The 24,245-nt window shown below is 38.0% G+C and carries 16 protein-coding genes; 7 read left to right on the top strand and 9 right to left on the bottom strand.

The window, feature by feature from the left end; genetic code table 11:
• Positions 1 to 679: 679 nt before the first annotated feature.
• The 3 genes from CA265_11810 to CA265_11820 all read left to right on the top strand — a co-directional run bounded on the left by CA265_11810 (position 680) and on the right by CA265_11820 (position 7,234).
• On the top strand, positions 680 to 2,146 hold the full coding sequence (locus CA265_11810) for a hypothetical protein (protein ARS40301.1): 1,467 nt from the start codon (positions 680 to 682) through the stop codon (positions 2,144 to 2,146).
• 108 nt (positions 2,147 to 2,254) lie between these two features.
• Entirely contained in the window at positions 2,255 to 4,462 is a 2,208-nt protein-coding gene (locus tag CA265_11815) for a hypothetical protein (GenBank protein ID ARS40302.1), read from the top strand.
• Between the two features lie 834 nt (positions 4,463 to 5,296).
• Positions 5,297 to 7,234, top strand: coding sequence for a hypothetical protein (locus CA265_11820; protein ID ARS40303.1), 1,938 nt, complete (start codon positions 5,297 to 5,299; stop codon positions 7,232 to 7,234).
• Positions 7,235 to 7,785: 551 nt separating this feature from the next.
• On the opposite strand, the gene CA265_11825 is transcribed toward CA265_11820, so the two are convergent.
• From CA265_11825 to CA265_11850, 6 genes are read right to left on the bottom strand one after another with little or no spacing between them, the layout of a single operon-like run.
• Positions 7,786 to 9,051, bottom strand: coding sequence for a hypothetical protein (locus CA265_11825; GenBank protein ID ARS40304.1), 1,266 nt, complete (start codon positions 9,049 to 9,051; stop codon positions 7,786 to 7,788).
• Complete coding sequence (locus CA265_11830; protein ID ARS40305.1) at positions 9,048 to 10,160, bottom strand: hypothetical protein; 1,113 nt, start codon at positions 10,158 to 10,160, stop codon at positions 9,048 to 9,050. Before CA265_11830 ends, CA265_11825 begins: the two co-directional genes overlap by 4 nt.
• Before the next feature lies 1 nt (position 10,161).
• The gene (locus CA265_11835; protein ID ARS40306.1) at positions 10,162 to 11,547 is read right to left on the bottom strand and encodes a hypothetical protein; all 1,386 of its coding nucleotides are present in this window, start codon (positions 11,545 to 11,547) and stop codon (positions 10,162 to 10,164) included.
• A gap of 14 nt (positions 11,548 to 11,561) precedes the next feature.
• Complete coding sequence (locus CA265_11840; GenBank protein ID ARS40307.1) at positions 11,562 to 15,095, bottom strand: hypothetical protein; 3,534 nt, start codon at positions 15,093 to 15,095, stop codon at positions 11,562 to 11,564.
• A gap of 32 nt (positions 15,096 to 15,127) precedes the next feature.
• Positions 15,128 to 16,147 (bottom strand): hypothetical protein, encoded by a 1,020-nt coding sequence (locus tag CA265_11845; protein ARS40308.1) that lies wholly within the window; start codon positions 16,145 to 16,147, stop codon positions 15,128 to 15,130.
• Positions 16,148 to 16,190: 43 nt separating this feature from the next.
• Positions 16,191 to 16,754 (bottom strand): hypothetical protein, encoded by a 564-nt coding sequence (locus CA265_11850; GenBank protein ARS40309.1) that lies wholly within the window; start codon positions 16,752 to 16,754, stop codon positions 16,191 to 16,193.
• Positions 16,755 to 17,224: 470 nt separating this feature from the next.
• On the opposite strand from CA265_11850, the gene CA265_11855 reads away from it, so the two are divergent.
• Positions 17,225 to 17,911 carry a hypothetical protein gene (locus tag CA265_11855; GenBank protein ARS40310.1) on the top strand — a complete coding sequence of 229 codons (687 nt, stop codon included), beginning with the start codon at positions 17,225 to 17,227 and terminating at the stop codon, positions 17,909 to 17,911.
• 92 nt (positions 17,912 to 18,003) lie between these two features.
• On the opposite strand, the gene CA265_11860 is transcribed toward CA265_11855, so the two are convergent.
• Positions 18,004 to 18,195: a hypothetical protein gene (locus tag CA265_11860; GenBank protein ARS40311.1), complete on the bottom strand. Its 192-nt coding sequence runs from the start codon at positions 18,193 to 18,195 to the stop codon at positions 18,004 to 18,006.
• 470 nt (positions 18,196 to 18,665) lie between these two features.
• Positions 18,666 to 18,860 (bottom strand): hypothetical protein, encoded by a 195-nt coding sequence (locus CA265_11865; GenBank protein ID ARS40312.1) that lies wholly within the window; start codon positions 18,858 to 18,860, stop codon positions 18,666 to 18,668.
• Between the two features lie 305 nt (positions 18,861 to 19,165).
• Here CA265_11865 and CA265_11870 point away from each other — a divergent pair, with 305 nt between their 5' ends.
• The 3 genes from CA265_11870 (at position 19,166) to CA265_11880 (ending at position 21,833) form a co-directional block, all read left to right on the top strand.
• Entirely contained in the window at positions 19,166 to 20,455 is a 1,290-nt protein-coding gene (locus CA265_11870; protein ARS40313.1) for a hypothetical protein, read from the top strand.
• Between the two features lie 95 nt (positions 20,456 to 20,550).
• Positions 20,551 to 20,955 (top strand): hypothetical protein, encoded by a 405-nt coding sequence (locus CA265_11875; protein ARS40314.1) that lies wholly within the window; start codon positions 20,551 to 20,553, stop codon positions 20,953 to 20,955.
• A 32-nt stretch (positions 20,956 to 20,987) separates the two neighbouring features.
• The gene (locus CA265_11880) at positions 20,988 to 21,833 is read left to right on the top strand and encodes a hypothetical protein (protein ARS40315.1); all 846 of its coding nucleotides are present in this window, start codon (positions 20,988 to 20,990) and stop codon (positions 21,831 to 21,833) included.
• 587 nt (positions 21,834 to 22,420) lie between these two features.
• Here the strand turns inward: CA265_11880 and CA265_11885 are convergent.
• Positions 22,421 to 24,244, bottom strand: coding sequence for a RagB/SusD family nutrient uptake outer membrane protein (locus tag CA265_11885; protein ARS40316.1), 1,824 nt, complete (start codon positions 24,242 to 24,244; stop codon positions 22,421 to 22,423).
• Position 24,245: the final 1 nt, after the last annotated feature.

Raw genomic sequence — 24,245 nt, forward strand, 5'->3', positions numbered from 1 at the left:
CTTTGTTTCCCCTTTTCCCAAAAAATCTTTTCAAAAGAAAAAACGGAAAAAAAGAAAGTCCGGAAAAACGGGCGTAAGAGAGAACGCAGAGCTATAAGTCCCAGAGGGTGTTCTGGCGCAGCCAGGACATTATGCGCTCGCAGAGAACGGAGCGCCCGAAATTTACGGCCTTTTTATCCGTTTCGATTTGAATGACCCTGATGATCAGTTCACATTAAAAAAAGTGCATTTATTGAATACCGAATGAAAACCAACTGGTCCATAACCTAAAAGTAGTATACCCCTTTATTCATCTACTTAACGAAGCGAGTTTCCGGCATGTAAGAGACTTGATCAAATCGCAGGATATTGAAACAGTTAATACGAAAAGGTCCGACTCCCTTTCGATCTAAATTTTTTAAATGTTTAATATTTCAACCTTACATTATAGCATAATCATATATGCACAATAGTTGTTGGGAATAATAAAACAAAAAATAATGGCAACAAACTAAAGGACTGCATTGTTGTTGGCAACCATGATAATTGTAGCCTCCAAGCTATAAAGTTTCGACACCGACGGGCACTTCAGCAATTTTTGCTGTTTCTTACGTCAGCTATTTTCACGAAAAACATATTACCAGCAAGCAAAGAAGATTATTATATTTGAAACCATATCTAAAACCCAAAATTACGCCTCATGAAAAAAACACTTTTAGTCATACTGGCAACCGCTTTAAGCCATTCAGGTTTTACCCAGTTCAAAAATGAAAGCTTCGAAACCAAAAAAGACCATTCACTGGCCCCTTCAGATTGGAACTTTACATCCGTTGCCGGCTATACAGGCCAGAGAGATGATTCCATCTCACATTCGGGAAAATCCTCATTCAAATTAACAGGTAGCGACCAGATTAAAGCGAATACTTTCCAGAACGTTTCACAACTCATTGCTTATGAAACTAAGGGCTTTGAGCAGATCCAGCTCTCGGGATACGTAAAACTGAAAGAGGTTGAACAGAGCCTGGCATTCTGGTGCCAGGTCTGGGATAAGGACAATAAAATGATAGGATTTGAAAACATCCAGTCACAGCAGCCGGTACTAAAGGGAAGCAGTGAATGGAAGCAATATTCCCTTAGACTCAGCCTGCCCAAAGAAACCAAAAAACTTTATTTCGGGGTCTATCTGATGGGAAAAGGAACAGCCTGGATAGACGATTTCACTATAGAAAAACTCGACAACCCCTACTCACCACCCAGTGAAGAAATTACCCGCTACATCAGTGAAGTGCGCAAAATAATAAAAGAAAATTCCATTTACAGGGATTCCCTTAACTGGGCAGATATCGACGAAGGCATTAAATTCTTCTCTTCAGGTCTGAAAACCGTGACCGATGCAGCCAAAATCAACAGCTACATCCTTAGCACTTTAAAAAAGGCAGGTGACAACCACTCCTTCTTCCAGACCCGGGTAAATGCCCAGAAATATGCTTCGGAGAATACCAATCCTGAAAAAACTACGTCGGCACTGCTTGAAAACAATATGGGCTATATCCAGGTACCTGGTTTTGGTTCACTGGATAAGAAAACAATGGATGAGTTTGCGAACGATATCCAGCAGCAGATTTGCCGGCTTGACACAGCAAACCAAATTCAGGGATGGGTAGTTGACCTGAGGAAAAATACAGGTGGCAACATGTACCCCATGATTGCAGGGCTCGGTCCGCTGATCAGCACCGGAGAACTGGGTTACTTTGTCTACCCCGACGAAAAAAAAACAAAATATCACCCATGGACCTACACCTCCTCAGATAAACCAACTTCAACCATGGGTATCACCATCAGCAAACCTTACCAGATTAAAAACAAAGACAGTAAAGTTGCCGTATTGATTGGTCCGCGTACTTCAAGCAGTGGTGAGATGACCACGATATCCTTTATCGGCAAAGCGCACACAAAACTGTTCGGAGAACCGACAGGTGGCTACACGACTGCAAACCGGGGGTTCAAATTAGCGGACGGCTCTTATCTTTATCTGGCCTCCAGTTATACTGCAGACCGCAATAAGAAAGAATACCGTGGAAAAATACAGCCGGATGTCCTAATCAAGCCTTCAGGTGATGGGGATGAGGTATTAAAAGCTGCTGTAAAATGGCTGAGCGAAAAGTAAATTACTCACAAATAGCTCTATCGACCGTATCTTATCGATCCCTGCACCAGCAATGCTAAAAAAACACAGTAACCCTAAATTAACGCAAATTTAAACTTTAACAATCTCATGAAATCACAGCACACCTTCCGTTATTTATTTTTTCTTTTTTTCCTTGTATACGGCTGCCTTTGCCAGGCCCAGACTTTTGAACATGGTGAAACTATTAACGGACCTGGTTTCGGGTACGGCGGCGTTAAAACTTTTGATGCCGACGGTGATGGTGACCTGGATGTATTGTACTTTCCAAACTTATATCTGAATGACGGCCATGGCAGAAAACAAAAAACGATCCTCATAGGAGATGCCAAAGAATATGAAGATTATAGTCTCGAAGACCTTGACGGAGATAAAGACGTCGATATTGTCGTATTATATAAAGACGGGGAAATAGTGGTTTTCATTAACGGACCGAAGGGCTTTAACAGGATAGCGCAAAAAAGCAAGGTAAGCTACCTTCCTGCCGAGTATGCCAAATTGTATTTATATGATGCCAATTCGGACGGAATACGCGATATCATTATATCCGGACTCAGAGGAGTTCCAATTGCCTACACAGGAGCTTCCAACCATCAATACAGCTATTTCAAAGTATTTAATGATAATTTTCGAAGGCTGAGTGATGTAATTGGGATTGACATCGATAAAAACGGCATCCAGGAACTACTGGTTCCTGTTTACCCGCAAAAAAGGGGTGAAAACCCAGTGCTCCAAGCTTACGCTTTCAAAGGCGATAAATATGTTGTTGCCCAAACCATCCCCCTAGCTACCGGGATAAGCAGCTTTAGGTTAATGGATATGGATAAAGACGGCGACCAGGACCTGGTATACTCTTATACAGACCAGAATGGCGGTATATACTGGATAGAACGTAACAGCAAAGGCGCATTAGGTAAAACTCATACACTCATAGACCACCTTGAACTGGAAAGCTTCAGGCTTGAAGACTTTGATTCAGACGGCGATCTTGATCTGGCTTATTTTACCCAACGCAATCAATATACTTTTATCAATTGGGCCGAGAATAAAGGGAACAATGTTTTTGTTAAAACCCAGAAAAGTCTACTCCCCAATATCAAAGAATCTCAGTTATTTGTTTTAGGGGATTTCGATGGCGACAAAGTCAAAGACGTGCTTTTTTATGATGATGAAAAAGAACAGATAAGGCCTGAGTATACCATGCTATTACAGCAAAAGAACGGGCAGGTAAAACAAAAGAACACGTGGCTTGTAAAAGCTGACTGTTCCGGCTTTGCTTTTACCGACCTGGATAACAACGGCACCAAAGATATTCTAGGATATTATAACCATGAGTTGTTTTATATGCTATCAGACGGAAAAGGAAAATATGCCAAGTCTACGCAACTGCTAAAAAGCCCGTTTAAAATTGAAAAACTTGAATCAGCCGATCTTGATAATGACGGGAAAGAAGATTTGGTGGTATGCTCCGGCGAGCGGGAAAACGGCATCCTGGGTTGGTATAAAAACCTGGGAGGTTTCAAATTCAGCCCGATATCGATATTGCTCCAGGAAAAAGGAAGACTGATCAGCTTCGAGCTTATCGATTATGATCGCGACGGCAATAAGGATGTGGCCGTGAACTACTGGACAGACAACATTCGCGGTCTCTACCTTTATAAAAACACGGGTAAGGGCATTTTCAGCAAAAGCCGTACAGCAGTTAGCGAAACCAGTAAGTTATTCCCGTCCATTGCCGTATGGGATATTAACGGGGACAAGGCCGATGACCTGATCGATTACGGGTCCCAAACCTGGTTCAACTACAAAGGGAATGAAAAATGGGAGGAGCAACCAAGTCATTTTCAGCAGCAATTTATCAGCAGCATTCATAGAGCCAAAGTGGACAACGATAGCTCAGCAGACTATCTGGTCCTTGCAGGCAGCCAGCTTAAATGGTTTGAAGAAAATAACGGACAATGGGAAAGCAAAGTTATTCCCAAAAATTTTGGCATCGAGATGCTCAGTGTCGGGGATATCAACGGTGATGGCTATAGCGATATTGTCTGCCTGGCTGACCAATATGGTCTGGCAGAGGGGCTTAACGAGGAAATTGCCTTCAGTTCCAAATATTCCATCATCTGCCTTATAAACGATAAGTCAGGAAACTTTACCTCCAAACCACTATCCCGGGTTTCCAACTTAAGCAGCCTTCAACTCCAGGACATTGATAAGGATGGTGACCTTGACATCATCGCCTCCTGCAGCCAATGGCCAGGTTCAGGTATCACCATATGGAAAAATTCAGGCAATAAGTAACTACAAGTTTTCCCCGAGCCATTCACAGACTCGATGTGACTGAAGCTGAATGCACTATGGGCGGGTTTAAATGTTCGTGATAGTTACTTCAGAAAAACGAAAAATGCAGGCAAAATGCTCATCGTCTGAGACCCCATAATTGCTTTTGCCGAAAGCATTACCCGCAGGCCGGCTTTCAGAAGATTTTTTAATGATAGAAGGTGCTCCATGAATGTAGTCAGTCTACAAAAAAAGCGCCTCAATCCTGAAAGCGCTAGTTTAGATAAAAAGTGCAGCCCCTATAGGTTTGCAGCGCGAAAATAGAAAACAGCTCCGAATAGAGGAAACTTAGCTCAAAAAAATTATTAATTAATATCCCTGCCTTGCATACAAACTGTCCTGTCAGGGACAGACGCGGCATCCTTTTGAAGCGAAAGACACAGCAAATGGCCCGGCCCGCAGGGGACAGCCAAAAACAACCCAAACAACAGGTCAGTCATAACACAAACGACAAACTACCTCCTCATATCCCTCCACCGCAAATAATCCTCAAACTCCCTACTCTGCCCCCTCCTTTTATTCCTATTCCAATAAACAGCCATCATAAACAGCACCCATCGTCATTTCCTTTATTCCTGCGTGGGGTTAAGCTCATCAGGTTAATTTCTATTTGCACACGACTTAAACTCTTTGTAGTTTAGGGAATGAAAAAATTAATCTCCTTTTGCACTCTCTTTTTTATCGTATTTGCTGTGAAAGCCCAGTCCGAAGGCGAGCTTCTTTTAGGTTTGAAGTTAGACTAATAAACCGCTCAAAAAATTGCATCAAAATACTTAATCCAATAATCACAATTCCATGAAATACTTTATCGCCCTCTTCTTATTTTTTGTTGTATTTGTCACAAAATCACAAACCATCAATAACCTTCAAAGCGAATTTACCAATACAGGCATTTACCATATTGATAAAATCACATTTATTGATACCGCAACTATTGTTGAGGTCAAGATCAGTTTTTTACCAAACTGGTGGACTACATTCAGCGATAAAGCATATTTAGAAAATGCAGACACAGGAGAAAAATACACGGTAAAAGCTATCGAAGGAGCTAAATTCAACACAAAACTGCTAACACCAAAATCCGGTGATACCACGGTTAAGTTGATTTTCCCTAAACTGGAAAAGAAAATTAAGCGACTAAATTACGGTGACGATGGTAAAACTTCGGTATACGGTATATCATTGCAAAAAAAAACTAAGACTAATCAAACGCCTTCAATACCTGAAAATGTTTCGAAATGGTTGAATGTTCAAATGGCAGCCAGCAAGCGCAAAGTAGACCCGAACCAGTTCTATGTGAGCGATTCGATTAAAATTGTTGGCTACATTAAAGGTTATGATAAAAGAGCAGGCTTTGCCAGTGGCATTATCTATCACCAAAATCACCTCACCAGAGAAGACTTTCCGACCACAGTAAGAATATATGAGGACGGACGATTTGAATGTAGCATGTTGGGCATACATCCAATTTCTTCGAACATATATTTTAATAATCAAAACATTAATTTTTATGCCGTACCAGGGACGACAACAGGAATAATTTTAGATTGGAATGACTTTTTATTGGCAGATAGATATCGCGATAAGCGGTATGAATTTAAACACGTACAATACTTGGGTGTAAATAAGTTGATTAACGAAACGCTCGCCTCCGTTAAGTTTACCTTGCCCAACTACAGTAAATTAAGTGAATATAGAAAAAAACAAAAACCGGAAGACTTTAAAAATATTCAAATTCAAAATTGGGAAAGCGCCAGAAAGACAGTAGATAGTACGATATCTATAAACCAGATAGCGGACCCCATCAAAAAAATGATAGTTAATCAAGTGGATTTAACCTATGCCAACTATATTTTTGACTATGAGAATTCACGTGACTATTACCGTAAGGAAGAACCCAACAATGAAATTCTTAAGTTACCGATACCTGCTAATTATTTCGATTTTCTAAATAAAATTAATTTGGACGATGAATCCCTTCTAATTTCCAATGCTTTTTCAACGTTCATTAATCGCTTTGAATTTTCGCCTGTATACGATAGAGCATTACTCTACGATCGTGACAATAATGGTAATGGCTATTTAAAATTAGATTCTGCATATCTTACTAAAAACAAGAAATCACTGGTTTTTGATATTGCCAAGCTTCGTTCATTGACTTCAAACTTTAAATTTAACCAATACAAAAATAAAAGTTTTGCTAAAGAAACTACTTTCTTAACACAAAGCATAAAAGAGCCCTTTGTGGTTAGTGAAATGAATCGAATGTACAACAAGTATAAAATAGGTAATGTAGCTTACGAGCTGCCTAATAGCGCTGCTGCATCAGTATTCAAGAAAATCATCAATCCATTGAAGGGAAAAATATTAGTTGTTGATTTTTGGGCGCAATGGTGTGGCCCTTGTCGCGAAGGTATTGAAAGTAGCCTGGCATTAAGAAAGAAATACAATGATAATCCCGATTTTGATTTTGTATTTATAACGGACGCAGAAAGCACCGACGCTGCTTTTTATGGTGAATATATTGTAAAAAACTCAATGATCAATACACACAGAATTAAGGCAGATGAATATTTAGCATTGAGAGAACTGTTCAAATTCAATGGGATACCCCGTTATGTTTTGGTGAACGCAGAAGGGAAAATACAAGACGACAACTTTTCATCATATAATCTGAAAAATGAATTCAGGAAATACTTTCCTGGAAAATTTACAGATGCATACTGGAAATAACAAATTGAACAATTGCATCATAATTAAAAGATACTTCAACTTAAAAGAACTTCATTTGAACGAACCCTTATACTGACCAAAAAATATTTTATGTTTCAAAGCGTAGGAATTTGCATAATCATACTAACTAAATGCCTATTATTGGCCATTTCCTTACATTAACTTGGTATGGTCAACGAGGTATATTATAAAATAACGGTAAAGGGGTTTGAATGGAACATTAATCGCTGCTACAGCGAATGGCAATATGCTTTTACTGGGACGTTCATTTCGATGGTGAGCTTGATAATGCATAAACAACACCTTCTTATCATGCGCGAATAGTTGAAGAAAGCCTAATCTCACCAAATTGGTAGCGGCATCAGGGCTATCAGTAAGAACGTGCCACACCGTTATGCCCCAATACCTTATTGTACAGAATAAGGATTTTTTGCCTAATAGTACTTTTTTGTACCATGCATTGTTGCATTTGTACTATCAGCAATATTTAAGTTTATTCTGAAATTAGCACGTATGTAATTTTAACAACTAAGAGAATATGAACTAAATAATTACTCATGGATAACATCCCCGTCTTTAATTACTTTTTCAGGGGAGAACAATGTCTCTAGAGTCAATCGTGGATCTTGGTTTAAAATAAGTAAGTTGGCTTTCTTACCTTTTCTAACAACTCCCCGGTCACTTAGCCCGGTAACTTTTGCCCCGTTCATTGTTGCCGCTTGTAATACTTCTAAATTGCTCATTCCACATTTCTCAGCTAGTAATTTCATTTCATACATTAATGGTAAGTTTTCGTTTTTGGTTGGATAAAACCAATCTGTCCCAGTAACCATATTAACTCCTAATTCATGCGCTCTTTTAGTGATTAGAACCGCATTTTTTAATTTATTATTCTCGGAAAGAAACACTGTTGGATCTAAATAAATATTACGTTTTTTCATTTCTAAAAGCAACTGATCACAAGCGGCACTATCAATTTTTAAACCTTTATTCAGTTTCGCCCAAGCTACGCTACTATTTAGTGTATCTCCTTTAATACTTTGAAAAATTAAATCACTGGCATGCGACATGCTGTTTACGCCAGCTAGTGCTACATCTATTGGCTTTGCCGGAAAAACAGCGGCGTGTGCCCACACCATTAGACCTTGCTTATGCGCTTCTTTGGTAATACCATTAATTAAGGTTTTATTTAAATCGGAATAGACCTTTATTCCTGTTACCCCTGCGTTCTTTGCATCTTCAACAGCTTGTTTGATGTTTTCCTGTTTACTGATCGTTTTATACCAGGGTGTGTTTCCCACATCCTGGTCATCTTTTTTAAATTTTGTTATAAGTTTAAAGTATGCAGGGCCGGCAAACTGTGCAGCGTAATAAATATCTGGCCCAATAACCTTACCTGCCTTAATATCGTTTTTATAATGAGCTAAATAGGGCGCATTACCAGTCATGTCACGTACGGTCGTAACCCCATGTCTAACAAAATTCAGCAAAATGCTATCGGTATTTAAACGAGCCTTTTTGATATTGGATAAATTGCCGGTTGCAAAATGTACATGGCTATCCATCATACCTGGCACTATAAATTTCCCGCTACAGTCAACTACATCAGCATCTTTTTCTTTTACCTTGGATAATTGATCATAAACTCCTTTTATTAACCCATTTTCAATAATTATTGAACCAATTCTGGGTTTAACATTTGCATCACCATCTATTATTGTAGCGTTTTTGAGGATAAGTTTTTTCGCCTGATTCTGGGCACAGCAAAGCCCTGACACCGCTGTTAACAGTGTTAGCATTAAATATATTTTTTTCATAATTTTTCGAGATCTGCTATTGTTGCATTTTGTTTAATAATGATTCCATTTTTATCAACTAGGAAAGTAGAGGGTAATGATTTTATCTGGTATTGGGTAGCAAAAGTTCCTTTCATTCCATGATCAGCAATTAACTGCATCCATGGAATTTTATCAGCATCAATGGCCTTTTTCCATGCCTCTTTAGCATCATCTACCGATACCGAAACCAGTTCAATCCCTTTGCTTTTTAAGCTGGCATAAACCGGAACGAGGTTACGATTAGCTGCTCTGCAGGGTGTACACCATGATGCCCAAACATCAATTAAGACATACTTATGGCGCTTAAAAATACTATCAATAGCAATAGGATTGCCTTCTTTACTTTGCAAAGTAAATGATGGTGCCATTTTACCAACGAACAAAGTATGCTGCAATACCTGAGCCTGAAGCTTTTGCCCAATCATACCTGATACGTGGTTAGTACTTTTAGTGGGTAAGAAATATGCATCGATTTTTTTCAAATCACGAAGATTAAATAAATTCAGATTACTATAGGCAATCCACTCGCCAGCAGCATTATTAATATTGTTGTGGATAAAATTTAACCTTGCAGTTTCTACCTTTGCTTCTTGTATATCATTTTCTTTGGCTGCAATCAGTTTTTCTTCCAGGTTAGCTGCTTTCATGTATTTATTTCCGGTGGCGGTCCATTGTTTTTGCATCGGTTCCATCTCAGCTAAATATTTATCGAGTATGGTTTGCAATTTACCTCCGCTTACAACAATCTGAGAATCAGCAGAAAATGTAATGGTACACATTCCTTTTTCAAACATAATTACCTGGTTAACAAATGGTTTTCTGCACTGTAAGGTGTAAACTGCCGGTACACTATCGGTTAGATGAAAGGTGTAAGCATGCTGGTTATCTAAACTTGATGTATCTATCAGTGTTCTTTTAGGCCATTCTCTGTACAGTTTAATTTTTGATCCAGCTGCATGAACAGCTGAGCTAAATTTGATATCCATCCCTAAGGCTCGATTTGATTGAGCTTTCGCATTTTGGAAGGTAAAAGCAATTGTAATTAAAACAACAAGCGTTTTTATATATTTTATAAAGGAAAATTTCATATTACCGGCGATTTTGAACAATTAATGGATTGATATCAATAATTTTTGGAGCAATCTGCAGTAAATACGCAGGACTATTTGGTTCCAAAGTATAAGTAGTTGAGCCAATAACCCGGCTAATTGTTTTCTTAAACCGGTCATCACGGTTTAACCTTTTCAAATCAAACCATCTGACACCTTTGTACAGAAGCTCTCTGCGGCGTTCTGTTAAAACCTTCGCTAATGCATCATCAGCTGAGCTTGCAGTTAACGCAACATAATCAGCAGGTTTAAAACGTTTAATCCTTAATGTATTTAAAATGGCAACTGCACCATCCTTATCACCTGCCCTGGCCAAACACTCTGCCTTAATCAACATGATTTCTGGTACTCCAATGCTGTAATTTGGTGTGGTACCCAGGTAATCGGGATTTACGCTGGTACTTGCTGCACCTGTTGAAGTTAATCTGGTAAAATTGAAAACGTAACGTAAGTCTTTTGTATCTAAAACGGTCAATAAATCTGAACTGGCCATAAAGCGCACGAAAATTCCACCGTTGGTAACCAGTTTACAGTAGAGATTTTCTACATTACTTTGTGGTAATGGATTGTTTACAATGGTAGATGCGGTTGGTTTAGCGGGATTACTAAAACTCAAAGAATTCCAGTCAAAAAGTGTATTTTTCTTTGCTAAAATATCATTGGCACATTTTAGTGCATTCGCATAATCGCCTTTAAAAAGATAAACCCTGGCTAACAAAGCCATCGATGCCAGTTTGCCTGGATGAACATAATTGCGCCCAACATCCGGAAAATCTGCAATTGAAATGGCCGTTTGTAAATCACTGATCACCTGATCGTAAACTTGTTGTACCGTTGCACGTGTAGCTTTTGCTTCCAGATCGCCATGAAGCATAATCGGAACCGACAAATCGGTAGATGCGGTTGCGGCTACATAATCGTTACCATATAAATTGGCAACAGTGAATAAATAATAAGCACGTTGAGTAAGGGCCTCTGCTCTTAAACGATTTCGGGTTTCTTCAGTTCCCTGTGCTGCATTTTGTAAATTATCTAAAACCAGATTACAGATATAAATATAGTTATATGGCGTATTCCATTCAGCATCGTCATCCGTTGCAAGCAGTAATTCTTTTTGCCAGGTATAAGATCTTGACATTCTGTTCGTATTTACGGAAGTAATAGAACTATTCAACATATCATCCGTCATGAACTCCGGATAGATGTATCCTGATTGACTAAGTATAATGTCATTTAAAAATTCTTCATAATCGGCAAGCGTTTTAGGTACCACTTTCCCTTTTATGGGTGATTCATCTAAATACTTTTTACAAGATCCAAAACCAGTAAGAATCAGGATTGCGAGTATAATCAATTTAATTTTCATACAATTTTATCTTATTAAAAACCTGCTTTCAGGCTTATGGTTGTAACTTTGGGTGTAGGCAAATAATAACTTCCCGTTTGCGGATCAATAGCTTCGGGATCTATACCATATTTATTTTTAGTCCATATGGCAATATTGTTCATTTGAACGGATAGCGATAAGCTTTTAATTGCGCTTTTACCTAGTATTTTGGCAGGTATCTTGTATCCAAGTTGTACTTCTCTTAACCTGATAAAACTGCTGCTTTCTACGCTATTACTCGAATACATTGCGGCACGGGTACGTCCATCGTATAATGAATTTGGTGAAGCTAAAAAAGAAGCGATATCTGTAAAAGCCTCATCACCTGGTTTTTTCCATCGGTTTGCCACCTGGTAATTGATAACGGGACTCCAGTCGTAACCATTCATAGAAGGCATTTCTCTTCGAAATACACCACCAAAATTGTATATTAATACTGCACTGGCAAAAACCCCTTTAAAATTAAAGATATTGGTAAAGCCACCTGTATATTTAGGGCGGTAAGAGCCACTGTTTTCTAACGAACCATAAACAGGTACTAAAACCTTATTGCCATCACCATCGTATACCTGAGGATCGCCGGTATTGCTCAAACCTGCCCATTTATAACTCCAAAGTGTCTCGCGGGAATAGCCTTCTACATAAAATGGCACAGTACCTGTTACCCGCCCAACTGCTGGATTGCTTTCTGCAATTTTGTTCTCCGTAATTTTATTGGTGTTGTATGAAAAATTGAACGTGCTTGACCAGGAGAAATCGCCTAACTGCAATACCCTGCCTGTTAAAGTGCTCTCTATACCCGTATTTACCATACTGGCACCATTTAATTTGGTTGAGGTAAAGCCAATAGTTGGATCGAGTAATTGTGTACCCAATAAATCATAGCCATATTTTTTATAGGCATCTACGCTTAGCTGAAATCTATTTTTTAAAAAAGCGATGTCGGCTCCCAGATTATAGGTTTTAGTTCTTTCCCATCTCAACTTTGGATTGTATGGATTACTGGCATCAACTCTCGAGCGATAATCGAAAGTTGATGCCTGGTAAGCTCTGCTCGCAACGAGTAATGAAGTCGTATTGGCGTCGTAGTTTCCGGTTAAGCCTACAGTTGCCCTCAATTTCAGTAAATTGATAAAATCAACATGGAAAAATTTCTCTTTTGTGATGTCCCATGCCCCACCTATTGACCACAGTGGTGTTCTTCTGTATTTAGGATCTACCCCAAATAAATTCGATTCATCAAAACGCAAACTTCCCTGCAAGGTATACTTATCATCGTAGGTATAGGTAGCAGTAGAAAAATAAGAAATTTCACGTGTATTTTTATAGCTGAACCGATCATAGGCTGTTGCATCGTAAATGGTATTGGATCCGCTTTGACCAACAACGCCATTTAGAAGTGCGATCTGGTTAATCGGCGACCAGGATTGTAAATCGTCTATATAATTAAACTTACGATTTGTAAAGCCATTGGTTAGATATTGTTTAACTTCTACTCCTCCTCCAAAATTAATAAAATGCTTGCCACCGAACAGGTTTGTATAGTTTAACTGAGATCTAAATGCCGCATTGTCGTTCGTTGTTTCGGCTAAATCGAGATAATTTCCTTTAGGAAGGTTAAATACGGCCTTTCCATTCGCATCTAAGCTGGCATATTGATTTAATAAGCTCCTGGCGGCATAAGAATTTTCGTCTACCAGTTTATTATTTGTGGTTTTCATTTTATCGTACAGGAAATAAGCGTTAGCCGTCAAACCTTTTACAAGGGTTGCTTCTAACCCTACTTTCGTTCTCAAGCCAAAAACAGCACTGTTATTGTTGGCTAAAGTGGCATCCTGCAATAAATTTTTACCATTGTTATAATAACCTTTAGCCATTAAAGTGCTATTGGTATTTTTGTTAAAGGAGCCATAATCGTAAACATAATTACCATCAGCATCCAGCTGCATTTGATATGGCGCTAGCCCGTAAATTTGAGATCGTAGGTCAACACCTATATCCTGATTATTGAAAACAGTATTAATATCTGCCACAGCGTGCAGCCAAGTTGTAATTTCATAATCGTTACGCATATTAATTTGCACAGACCGATAAGCATCACCAATGAAATTGGATTTGGTATTATCATAAGAACCTGAAAACATAAAACGGTATTTAGCAGCGCCTCCAGATAAAGATAAATAGTAGTTTTGCCGAACACCTGTGCGCATTAAAAGGGTTTTATTTTGTGCCAAATTTGATAAACCGGAAAGCGAATCTTGTTTATGGGTTAATTGTGCTGCAGAAATTAAACCTTGCTCTTTTTGTAAAATATAATCAAATGATGGAGAAAAACCACCTTGGGTACCTTGAAAGTATGCTGAACTAAAATAACCTTTTGCGTAAATTTCATTATCTACACTGATCATATCTGCTGAACTGGCCCTGTTAAATACATTAAAGTTATTTTTTTGTGTGAGGTATAAATTAGAGGAAAAATTGATGCTTAAGGCACCTTGTTTACCTCTTTTAGTCGTAATTACAACTACCCCGTTTGCTGCCCTTGAGCCCCAGATTGCTGAAGCAGACGCATCTTTAAGTACATCAATTTTTTCTACGTCATTAAAATTATCAGGAAGCTGATTAACAGGAAAACCATCAACAATAATTAAGGGTGTATTTCTTTCACTTTGGATGGCACTTCCACCCCTTACCTGGATATCGGATCCTGTTTGGGTTCTTACGCCATTTACGGACCTAAACCCATTATAAACAGAAAGGCCCGGAACAGCTCCTTCTAAAATACGATCTAAAGACTGATTGCTTCTGCGCTCTATATCGGCATTAGAAATGGTAGCATAACTGCCCGTAGTATTTTTCTTTGCCAATGTTTGGTACCCGTTCGAAACTACTGTAACTTCTTTTAAGGTATTGGCATCTTCAAGCAGGTTAATGTTTAACAATGCATTGCCACTTACATTTATTTCTGTAGTTTGATAACCAATATAACTAATTGATAGTTTAGGTGTAGATGTGCTGGTGACAATTTTAAAGTTACCTCTGTCATCAGTTAAAGCAGCATTATTGGTTCCTGATTCGCGAATGGTAATTCCGCCAAGGTGCACAATATCATTCCCAACCGATAAACCGGCCTTACCTCTTATTTCCACAGTCGCTTTATTCAATGGATTACCAGAAGTTGTTTCTTTTTGCTTTTTACTAACTGCAATCATATTGCCTGTAGTTTTAAACTCAAAAGCGTAGTTAATTTTTAAATAATCTAAAACTTCATTTAGTGATGAAGTTTTTAAAGCCATACTCACCTTTTCCCTGGTGTCGATGGTTTTATCTGAATAGTAAAAACGTACTTTAAATTCTTTCTCCAGTTTAGAAAACACCTCATTAACCGGATCTTGGTTAAAGGATATTTGTTTTTTTAACTGCGCAAATGTGCTTATTGAAAAAAACATGATGGAAAAACTAATCAATAGTATTCTACTTAACGGTGCTTTTACAAGTTTTACCCGTTTTAATTTTCTTAAATTCATGAAAATGTTTGGTTATTTAGTTGTTTGTTGGTTTAGTAAATAGTGATATGACTGGAATCGTTAAATTTATAGCGTTTGTTTATAGAAAAACACAGTACTTCCATTACAGACTGCAGCGAATCTTGCCTAAATGTTCCGTTGAAAGTTTTTTTATTAAGATTACTTTCATCTGCTTTTATTGATACGTTGTAGTAAATTTCAAGCTGCAGTAAAACCTCTTTTAAAGGCGCATCTTTAAAAATAATTTCCTGAATTTTCCATCGGTTAAAGTTCTTATCTGAAAATTTCTGATTGGCTGGAGCCTTTGTGTGGTTACCAAAACTGATGCTTTCTTTTGGATTCAGGGTAGCAACCAAATTCCACAAATTCCCTTTTCTAGTTGCAATGGTCACTTTACCTTCTTCTAATTCTACATTTAGTTTATTGAGTAGATTGTTTGATTGCAACTTAAATGCAGTACCCACTGCCGTAGTTACATAATTGCCGGTATAAACTTTAAAAGGGTGCTGTTTATCTTTAGCTACTTTAAAATATGCAACTCCAGAAAGGTACATCTTCCGATCATTTTTACCGAAACCGCGATCGATAGCTAATTTGGCCCCCTTATCTAAAATAATAAAACTACCGTCCCATAAATCGATAGCTTTTCTTTGGGTACCGGCCTGGTAAAAATATTGATGAGTAGCAAATTTCGCAAGCTCCGGTTTAAGTGGAGGATTTTGATGAAAGTAAAAGAAAAATGTAACGGCAGATATCATGACTAACACCGCTGCTGCAATTGCGGCATACTTCCATGTATAAAGCTTAACAGTTTTTTTATTCTTATTTAAATAACTTTTTAATAAATAAACAGCCTGAGGTTTTAATTTATCTGCCAAAAGCAGTAACTGGGTATCCTGAATTAAAGTTGCTGCCTCTTGTATGTAAACTTGTTTATCTGGATTTTTAACAAGATAATCTCTCCAATATATTACATCATCTTCATTAATTTGAAGGCAACTATTTACAAAGGATTCATTTTTAAGAAAATCTTCGCTTGAATTAAATTCCATTCTTTTTCTTTCTTTTTAATACAGAGGAGAATAAGCATGAAATTTACCACAGCCAAAGAAAATTTTTTTCATTTATTTCTGAACGTAGCTTGTTGATGCCCCTATTGAGCAAATTATAAACTGTTCGAATACTCGTTTTTTTATAATCGACAATTTCTTGCATCGATTTATTTTGTAAAAACCGAAGTTCTATAACCTCCCGCTGGGCAGGACTAAGTAAGGTTAAGGCTTTTTCGAGCTTAGCAAATTGTTCTGTTATCAATTCAGCATCTAAGAGTTCTGAATCATCGATTTTAATCGCTTCAACAAAATCAGAAATGGGCTCTATTTTTTTATGCTTTTTCCATTGATAGGTTAACTGCCTCCTAAAGGAAGTTAATAAGTATGCTTTCACATTAATATCGAGTGCAAGCTTTTCTCTTCGTTCCCATATATAAATAAAAAAATCGTGTAGCTGGTCTTTAACAAAATCATGCTCACCATTTAACCACTTACAACCCCATACAAAAAAACTGCTGTAATATTTCTCGTAAATATCAATAAAAGATTGTTCGTTGCCTGCACAAAAAGACTTCCAAAGTAAAGCATCAGTGTGGCTGGAATTCATGTAAATTTTATTAATAGAGATTAAGGAAAGGGATTAAAATCAGGCAAACATTGATATAGCCCAATGGATACAAATATAACCATTCATTTGAATCAAAAAATTCTAATGTATCTTATCAACTGAACACTTTTAAAATTAACGATTCTTGCAAATGATTTAAACCTTGGCCATCCAAGATTCGAGTAATAGATGGGTTGAAACGTCGTTAGTGCTCTATATTTTAACTTCTGAAAAATATCAGTATATTGGAAGTATATATTTGCAGTCAAAAAGCGGTGAGTGATTCGGAGAGTCGCATTTTTGAAACGATGTTTAAAACATATTCTAGCAGTATTTTAGGATTGGGAATTCTCTCACTCTCCGCCGAAAATGGCTTACAAGCCCTTCAAAAGCCCGCAAATTGTACGATAGGGGGGCTTTTCTCGCTAATGCTGCATTCTCTAGACATTAATAATATAGAAACCACATCAATGCAGATTAGAATATATTTTACATTTATTTTCTTATTTGGCTGCTCATTTGCATCTGCCCAAATACTGGATACGGCCAATATAGCAGCCTCAATAATTCCTACATCTGCTAAATTAAAGTATTCAGATAATCGAAAGGTTGATAGTTTATGTACAATGGGCAGCCAATTATCCAGAATGCTTCAATATACAAAAGGCTTAGCCTTTTTTGAAGCGGCAGACTCTTTAGAGAATAACAATGCGCTTATTAAGTCTGAAATAGCCTGGGCATATATGCATATTCCAGATTATGATAAGGCCATAGAAAATTTCAATTTAGCTATTACCATCAATCCCGCCGATTCTTCTTCTAAAAGAAATATAATTATCTGTCACTTATATCAAAAAAAGTACGATGTAGCAATTACAAAAGGCAAACAATATTTAAGTGAATATCCTAATGATCCCGAGGGTTATTATAATTTGATGACTGTATACTATTATTCCCAGGAGCCAAAAAGTGCAATAAGGTTTGGAAAAAAATCTATTCCGCTATATCTAGCTCAAAAAAGCAGATCAGTTTACGATGCCTATTACGTATTGGGTAAGATATACTACGACCAGGGTGATTATCTGAATTCAGGCAAGATGTTTAAATTGGTAACAGAGCGCGGAATAGCCATAGAAGAAAAATACAGGTTACACTAAACTAGATGGACATACATGAAGAAATGGCGAATGACCATTTGGAGTTTATGCTGCCTTAATAATTCTAACGGTTAGTTCATAGTATAAGATTTTCAGGACTTCTTCTTTTTTGTATAATCGGTTCCGAAAGTAAGGTCATCACGCCAACCTCTAATTGTATCGAGATGCTCAGGTAGCAAGCACGCATCAAAAAAAAGGTCAATGACTTTGCACGGCTCAGTAGTCTCATCATTGTCGAGATAAACGATCCGTTTGTGTATACGGTTCTGGGGTAGGTTTCCCATCAAACTAAAATTGAAAGGTTTATAGTTTAATTTTCTGTAGCCAGGATTTCAGGAGTTAATAACTCTGTTTGCCCTGAAGGAACAATAGAGGCGGACTATTATTCAAGCATTTCTATTTTTTTTCATACATGTGATAATACATGCGTGTGATAAAGAACACTATAATGATGAGATAACCGATACTAAAAAGACGGTATACGGTTAAAAACTAACAAATCTTCATGGAGTGACAACTTATTCTTTTTAGTGTGATGGTTTCATAATTTAACTAAATATGAATTCGAATGATCTTAGTTCTCAATAGTTAGAATGAATATACGCTGAGGATTAATGTAAGAACTTTGATATATGATGACATATTTGGAGAGCTCGTTCTCAAACTGTGGATATCCCAGCCAAGCGTCCGCAAGAACGAGGTTTCCGGTCGTCCAATGGACGACCGCCACACGTTTGATATATCTGTTAAACAATCAATCTGATAACAGCCCTCGCAAAGAAGCCTTATTGAAATCTTTGATCTTCAAAACCAGACCTAACCCATCGATCCGCTCATTTTTACAATACCCTTCTCCTGGAAACATCTGCGACCTGGGCAGCCGCTGTTTACTCAGAGATGAAGTAAACGTGCTGATATCATCGCTGAAGTTGATATCGGCCCTTATCATCTGCACAGATCAGGTATATGCTACAGCTGTCAATATGTGGTAGTTATACGTTAATATCCAGCCAGTTATAAGTTTAGTATTTATTAACTTCGTTTAGTTAAAATACAACGACTGAAGCTATTTTGTGCTTTCATTAAGGTGAAAAAAGTGGAAATGGAATTAAACAGCAGACAACTTTAGTTAATAGAATCTTGTGTGAGCTGTTAAAATGAAAAGTGGACTGGGATGCTTGCATATATCATTGAGCAAAAAAATTCTATCGCAATTATAAATTAATCTATAACTAAACCTTAATTGAAAAAGCAATGAAAAAAAACTATTTAAACTTTTTTATGGCAGCACTCTTGTCTGTTTCAGCCCTAAGCTGTAAAAAGCAAAATGCCGTGACTAACGAAGTGGTTGATGCAGACAGATCTGCAAAAATGCATACCTTTAATTTCGACGGCAATAACATTCAGATCAAAGAAGAAAACGGTGTGTATTATCTCGCCGATGATATCACACTTAGTAAAGAACAGTTTAATTTTATAAAAGTTAACAGCAACAAAAACGTGTCTACCTCAGAGCGGGCACTGGTAATAAATGCTTTAGCTAAGCGCTGGCCAGGTGGTATAGTTTATTATGACTTATCGGGCCTTGGTGCCGATACAGCTGCTGCTTTAAAGGCAATGGAATATATTAGCAGGGTTTCTCCTGTAACATTTGTGCAAAGAACTACTCAGGCCAATTACATTAATTTTGTGAAGTCTACTGTCAATACTTCGCCAATAGGAATGATTGGAGGGGCACAGACCGTGAATTTGGTGAATTATAATACTATCGGCATCATTATCCACGAAATATTCCATTCATTGGGCGCAAATCATGAAATGTGCCGCCCAGACCGAGATGATTATATCATTGTGAATTATGACAACATTGATCCAAGTGGTGCATACAATTATAATAAGGTTTCGGCAACAAGTTATACAACTATTGGTACGCCATTAGATATCGAATCAATATTGATGTACGCTGCAGATCCCATCGGAAGTCCCCAAAAGATAACGAAATTAGATGGATCTCGTTATGAGACCTGCTTTCCTTCACCAAACATGAGCCCTGCAGATATTGCAGGCATCAACCACATGTATACCGGTTTTACATATGTTGGCTTACCTGCAAATACTAATTATGAAATTTCTACAGCATTGGATATTACCAAGGTGCTGAACGTATCCGGGAATTACACGGCAGATGGTACGCAGGTCATTTTATGGACAGACGTAAACACCAGTAACGGAAGGTGGAATGTGACCAAAAATGCCAGTGGTTATTATATATTATCTCCGTTAAACGCACCAGGAAAGGTACTTACCGTAGTGGCTGGTGGTATCGCGAATGGTACTAAGCTGGAAATTAGAACAAACACAAGTACAACCTCACAGCAGTTTAATATCATCCCGGTTGAGGGTGGTTATTATATCATTTCTCCACGCAATGTCCCATCCAAAAATATTGATATACCGGGTAGTGCAACCGCAAACGGTACCCTGCCTGGTCTTTGGGGTTATGGTGGTGCCAACAATCAAAAATTCAAATTTAGTACATTTTAAAAAAAATTAAATATGATAAAGCCCGATTCGTAATAAGAATCGGGCTTTTATAATCAATGTGGAGTCCTAAAAAAGGTTGACCAAATCTTAACAAAATGGTCAATAATAATTTAAAAAAATTGCAACGTTCACCCCGGAGTTACAGTGAAAGTTTCAAGCGATTAGTGGTAGAGGAGTACGAGAACGGTCATTTGAATAAAGACCAGTTGCAACGTAAATACGATATCCGCGGAAATCAGTGTATTCAGAATTGGTTACGAAAATATAGTAAATTAGCCTATCCAAGATATAAAAGCATTGGCAGGCCTATGAAGGACAACGATCAACAGCGACTCAAAGAGCTTGAGTTCGAGTTAAAGCAAGAGAACAAGGCATTGGAAAAGAAGTTAAGGGAAGCAGAACATCAGCTTTCCATGTACAAGAAATTTGTTGAGATCGCGGAGCGGGAACTGAACATCGAGATCCGAAAAAAGTCTGGCGCCAAGCAGTTCAAGAAATAGCACTTTTATCCAGTAAGAACACTATTACTAAGTTGTGCAAGCTGTTTGGCTACACGAAACAGGCTTTCTATAAGGCAAGATCCAATAGCTCAAAAAAGACTGTTGCAGAGCAGGAGATCAAAGAGATGGTCCTGAACATTCGACATAAGCTACCGCGGACCGGGGTCCGTAAGCTGCATGTGATGTTACGGGAAAGCATGTCCCGCAAGAACATGTGGGTTGGACGCGACAAACTTTTTGGGATATTAAGATCACAGCATCTGCTGGTCCAACGGAAACGCAAGTATACCAGAACAACTGATTCGAAGCACTGGATGAGGAAATACCCCAACCTAACTAAGGACCTGGAACTAACCATGCCTGAACAGCTATGGGTTTCAGATATAACATACCTACAAACGGTTGCAGGAAATGAATATCTGCATCTGGTTACCGACGCAGGCTCGAAGCTAATAATGGGGTATGAAGTCTGTGGCGATATGAAGGCTGTGTCTACGAAAAAGGCATTGGAGATGGCCATAAGCAAGAGGGAGTATGAGCATCAGCTCATCCACCATTCTGACAGGGGACTACAGTATTGCAGCTATGATTATATCAGGCTTTTATCGCATAACAACATCACAATCAGTATGACTGAAAATGGTGATCCATATGAAAATGCAGTCGCAGAAAGAGTCAATGGGATTTTAAAGGACGAATTTGGATTGGATGCAGTCTTTAAGGGGAAAGCCCAATTATATAAACAAGTGCACCAGGCGATTGAATTATATAACCAGATGAGATTACACTCTTCAGTAAATATGTTAACGCCGAGGCAAGCGCACTCAAAACCTAAGATATTTGTAAAACGGTGGAAGAAAAAAGAACCATCAAAATAGATTTTAATGGTTCTTTTATTTTTATAATTTAGTAAAATAAATAGTCAACTTTTTCAAGGACTAGACACAATTTTTGCTAAACAAAAGTTAACAATAAAACGTTGCTATATCAATATGTAGCCAATGCTTCTTTTATAGGGCCACGGCCCCATTAGAAATGCATCATTTGATAGAAAACGCAATACGTAAACCGAATTTGGCTAACATATCCGCAGCACTCAGTTTGACCATGGAAAAGTAAATGAATTCTGCGATTTAGATAAGCCAGATTGGGCTGCACCTAAAAAGTTGACTGGCATAGACATAAACAATCTTAGTCCGTTTGCAATTGGGCAGTAATTTCTACAATTATTGCGGGATCGGTAGTCTCACAGTGCTTTTCTGCTTGCTGATCATTTGTCTCATTTACAATGCCTTTTTTACAGCCTGCAATGATTATGAATAATAGCCACATCGTTAAAAAATTTTTCATTGTTGTTTTCATAAGACTGTAGGTTTTTGATTGTTAATATGTTATTTTACTTTAAGTTTTCCTTAGAAAGGTCCTCCAGCACTGAATGATGGCTAAATAATGGCATAAATGGCGGTTACCAGCCTGGGTTTTGAACAAGCAGTTTACTCTTCTCAAGCTCATTATAAGGAATAGGATAAAGATATTGTTTGGTTTCGAAGACACGTCTTTGAACAATTATGCGCTGAAAGAAAGTTGTAGCGTCGCCATCCATGTTCATTCCATAAAAGTCTCCACCCTGTTTATTTTTTCCATCATTACCTTCAGCAATCATCCATCTTCTCACATCAAAATAGCGTTGTCCTTCTGTGCAAAGTTCAATTCTGCTTTCTCTTTGTATGGCTTCTCTTTGTAAAGCCTGGTTACCAGCTATTGCTGCATTTAACAATTCGAGTTTTGGCAATCCTGCACGCTCTCTTACCAAATTTACATATTTCAATACATCTGGGTTATTAGCTTCTACTTCGTTTAAAGCTTCGGCATATAGCAAATAAAATTCTGCTAACCTAAAAACAATCGATGGCCTGAAAACAGATGCTACACCCGGACTGGTTTTATGCACTTTTCTATTGAATCGTTTGTAGAGTAAGTAACCACTTACAGTAGATTGTCCGCTTCTATCATTCGGCGAGCCCTTATAGAAATTAATTTCCCTATTGGTAATGTGCCATTTCCTGCCTGCAAAAAATACAGTATTATAAAACCGGGGCTCTCTATTGATCCACATATTGGAAACATTTACTCCATTATACATACTTTTACCTGCTTCGGTGTATAAGGGTGAAGCAGGCAAAAATTGAGCATTGTTAATTGGCAGCCCATCCTTCATATAAAAATCATCAACTAATTCTTGCAATACGGCCGTACTTCCGAGTCCGTTAGGCTCACTTCTTGGAGTTGATCGCCGATCTAAGGCATCGCCATCCATACCTCCCCATCCATTTTTAGAAGTAGCCCATATAATCTCCTTATTATAAACCTGAAACAAATCATAAATCGATTTTTCGGGATCTAAGACACCATTTGTAAATGCCTTATACAATTCGTAGTTGCCCTGCTCTGCAAAGCTGATCATTTCTTTAGTAGCGGCAAGCGCTTTATTCCATTTGGTTTGATCTTTTGCAGGGAACAATTTTTTCCCGTCTTTGTTAGCCAGGCTCACCGCTGGAGCATATCCTCCATTTAATAGCGGACTAGCTGCATACATCCATAGTTTTGCTTTTACAGCCAAAGCAACACCCTTAGTAGGATTGGCCAGGAAGAGTTCATCGGTAATTGCAGTTTGTGGCAGTAAGGGCATTATGGCAGTAAGTTCTTTATCGATAAAGGCGACCACTTCATCAACAGATTGCCGTGGCAGATCTAAATCGCCTGTTGGCTCTACCACTGTTGTTGCAATAGGTATAGGTCCATATTGTTCAAACAACAGATAATGATAGTATGCCCGCATAAACAGTACATTGGTTTTAAGTTGTTTGAACTCTGCATCATCCAACATATCAGCATCTGTACCGGTAGCGGGTATTGGCTTGGCCTTTTCTAAGAAGATATTGGCCTGTCTGATCAATTGGTAAAGCGATTCCCAGCGGTGAAATCCCATATTGAGCGAGTTTTTTGGCGAAATATTGTAATTAACAACATTTCCGAAACCATTGGCAATTTCATCAGACATACCAGCCCAGGGGTTTCCAAGACCATCGCCATTGATAATATTTGAGTAATCTGCTACTCCAGACATTACATTGGCATACCAGCGGCGTGTATAGGCTGGATTATCGAACACCTGATCAGTTGAAGTAAGGCCTCCCGCCAATTCGTTAGATACATCTAAATAGTTTTTCTTGCAAGACATTAAGCCCGCAAACATGAAAAACATAAGGATTGATAAACTAAATTTCATT

It is taken from the genome of Sphingobacteriaceae bacterium GW460-11-11-14-LB5, assembly GCA_002151545.1.
Lineage (GTDB): Bacteria > Bacteroidota > Bacteroidia > Sphingobacteriales > Sphingobacteriaceae > Pedobacter.

Excerpts from the sequence above, each read along its gene's own strand:
- CA265_11870 (ARS40313.1), top strand. The coding sequence starts at position 19,166 with ATGAAAAAAAACTATTTAAACTTTTTTATGGCAGCACTCTTGTCTGTT.
- CA265_11885 (ARS40316.1), bottom strand. The coding sequence starts at position 24,244 with ATGAAATTTAGTTTATCAATCCTTATGTTTTTCATGTTTGCGGGCTTA.
- CA265_11875 (ARS40314.1), top strand. The coding sequence starts at position 20,551 with ATGGTCAATAATAATTTAAAAAAATTGCAACGTTCACCCCGGAGTTAC.
- CA265_11855 (ARS40310.1), top strand. The coding sequence starts at position 17,225 with ATGCAGATTAGAATATATTTTACATTTATTTTCTTATTTGGCTGCTCA.
- CA265_11850 (ARS40309.1), bottom strand. The coding sequence starts at position 16,754 with ATGAATTCCAGCCACACTGATGCTTTACTTTGGAAGTCTTTTTGTGCA.
- CA265_11860 (ARS40311.1), bottom strand. The coding sequence starts at position 18,195 with ATGGGAAACCTACCCCAGAACCGTATACACAAACGGATCGTTTATCTC.
- CA265_11830 (ARS40305.1), bottom strand. The coding sequence starts at position 10,160 with ATGAAATTTTCCTTTATAAAATATATAAAAACGCTTGTTGTTTTAATT.
- CA265_11815 (ARS40302.1), top strand. The coding sequence starts at position 2,255 with ATGAAATCACAGCACACCTTCCGTTATTTATTTTTTCTTTTTTTCCTT.
- CA265_11810 (ARS40301.1), top strand. The coding sequence starts at position 680 with ATGAAAAAAACACTTTTAGTCATACTGGCAACCGCTTTAAGCCATTCA.
- CA265_11825 (ARS40304.1), bottom strand. The coding sequence starts at position 9,051 with ATGAAAAAAATATATTTAATGCTAACACTGTTAACAGCGGTGTCAGGG.
- CA265_11840 (ARS40307.1), bottom strand. The coding sequence starts at position 15,095 with ATGAATTTAAGAAAATTAAAACGGGTAAAACTTGTAAAAGCACCGTTA.
- CA265_11865 (ARS40312.1), bottom strand. The coding sequence starts at position 18,860 with ATGATAAGGGCCGATATCAACTTCAGCGATGATATCAGCACGTTTACT.
- CA265_11820 (ARS40303.1), top strand. The coding sequence starts at position 5,297 with ATGAAATACTTTATCGCCCTCTTCTTATTTTTTGTTGTATTTGTCACA.
- CA265_11845 (ARS40308.1), bottom strand. The coding sequence starts at position 16,147 with ATGGAATTTAATTCAAGCGAAGATTTTCTTAAAAATGAATCCTTTGTA.
- CA265_11835 (ARS40306.1), bottom strand. The coding sequence starts at position 11,547 with ATGAAAATTAAATTGATTATACTCGCAATCCTGATTCTTACTGGTTTT.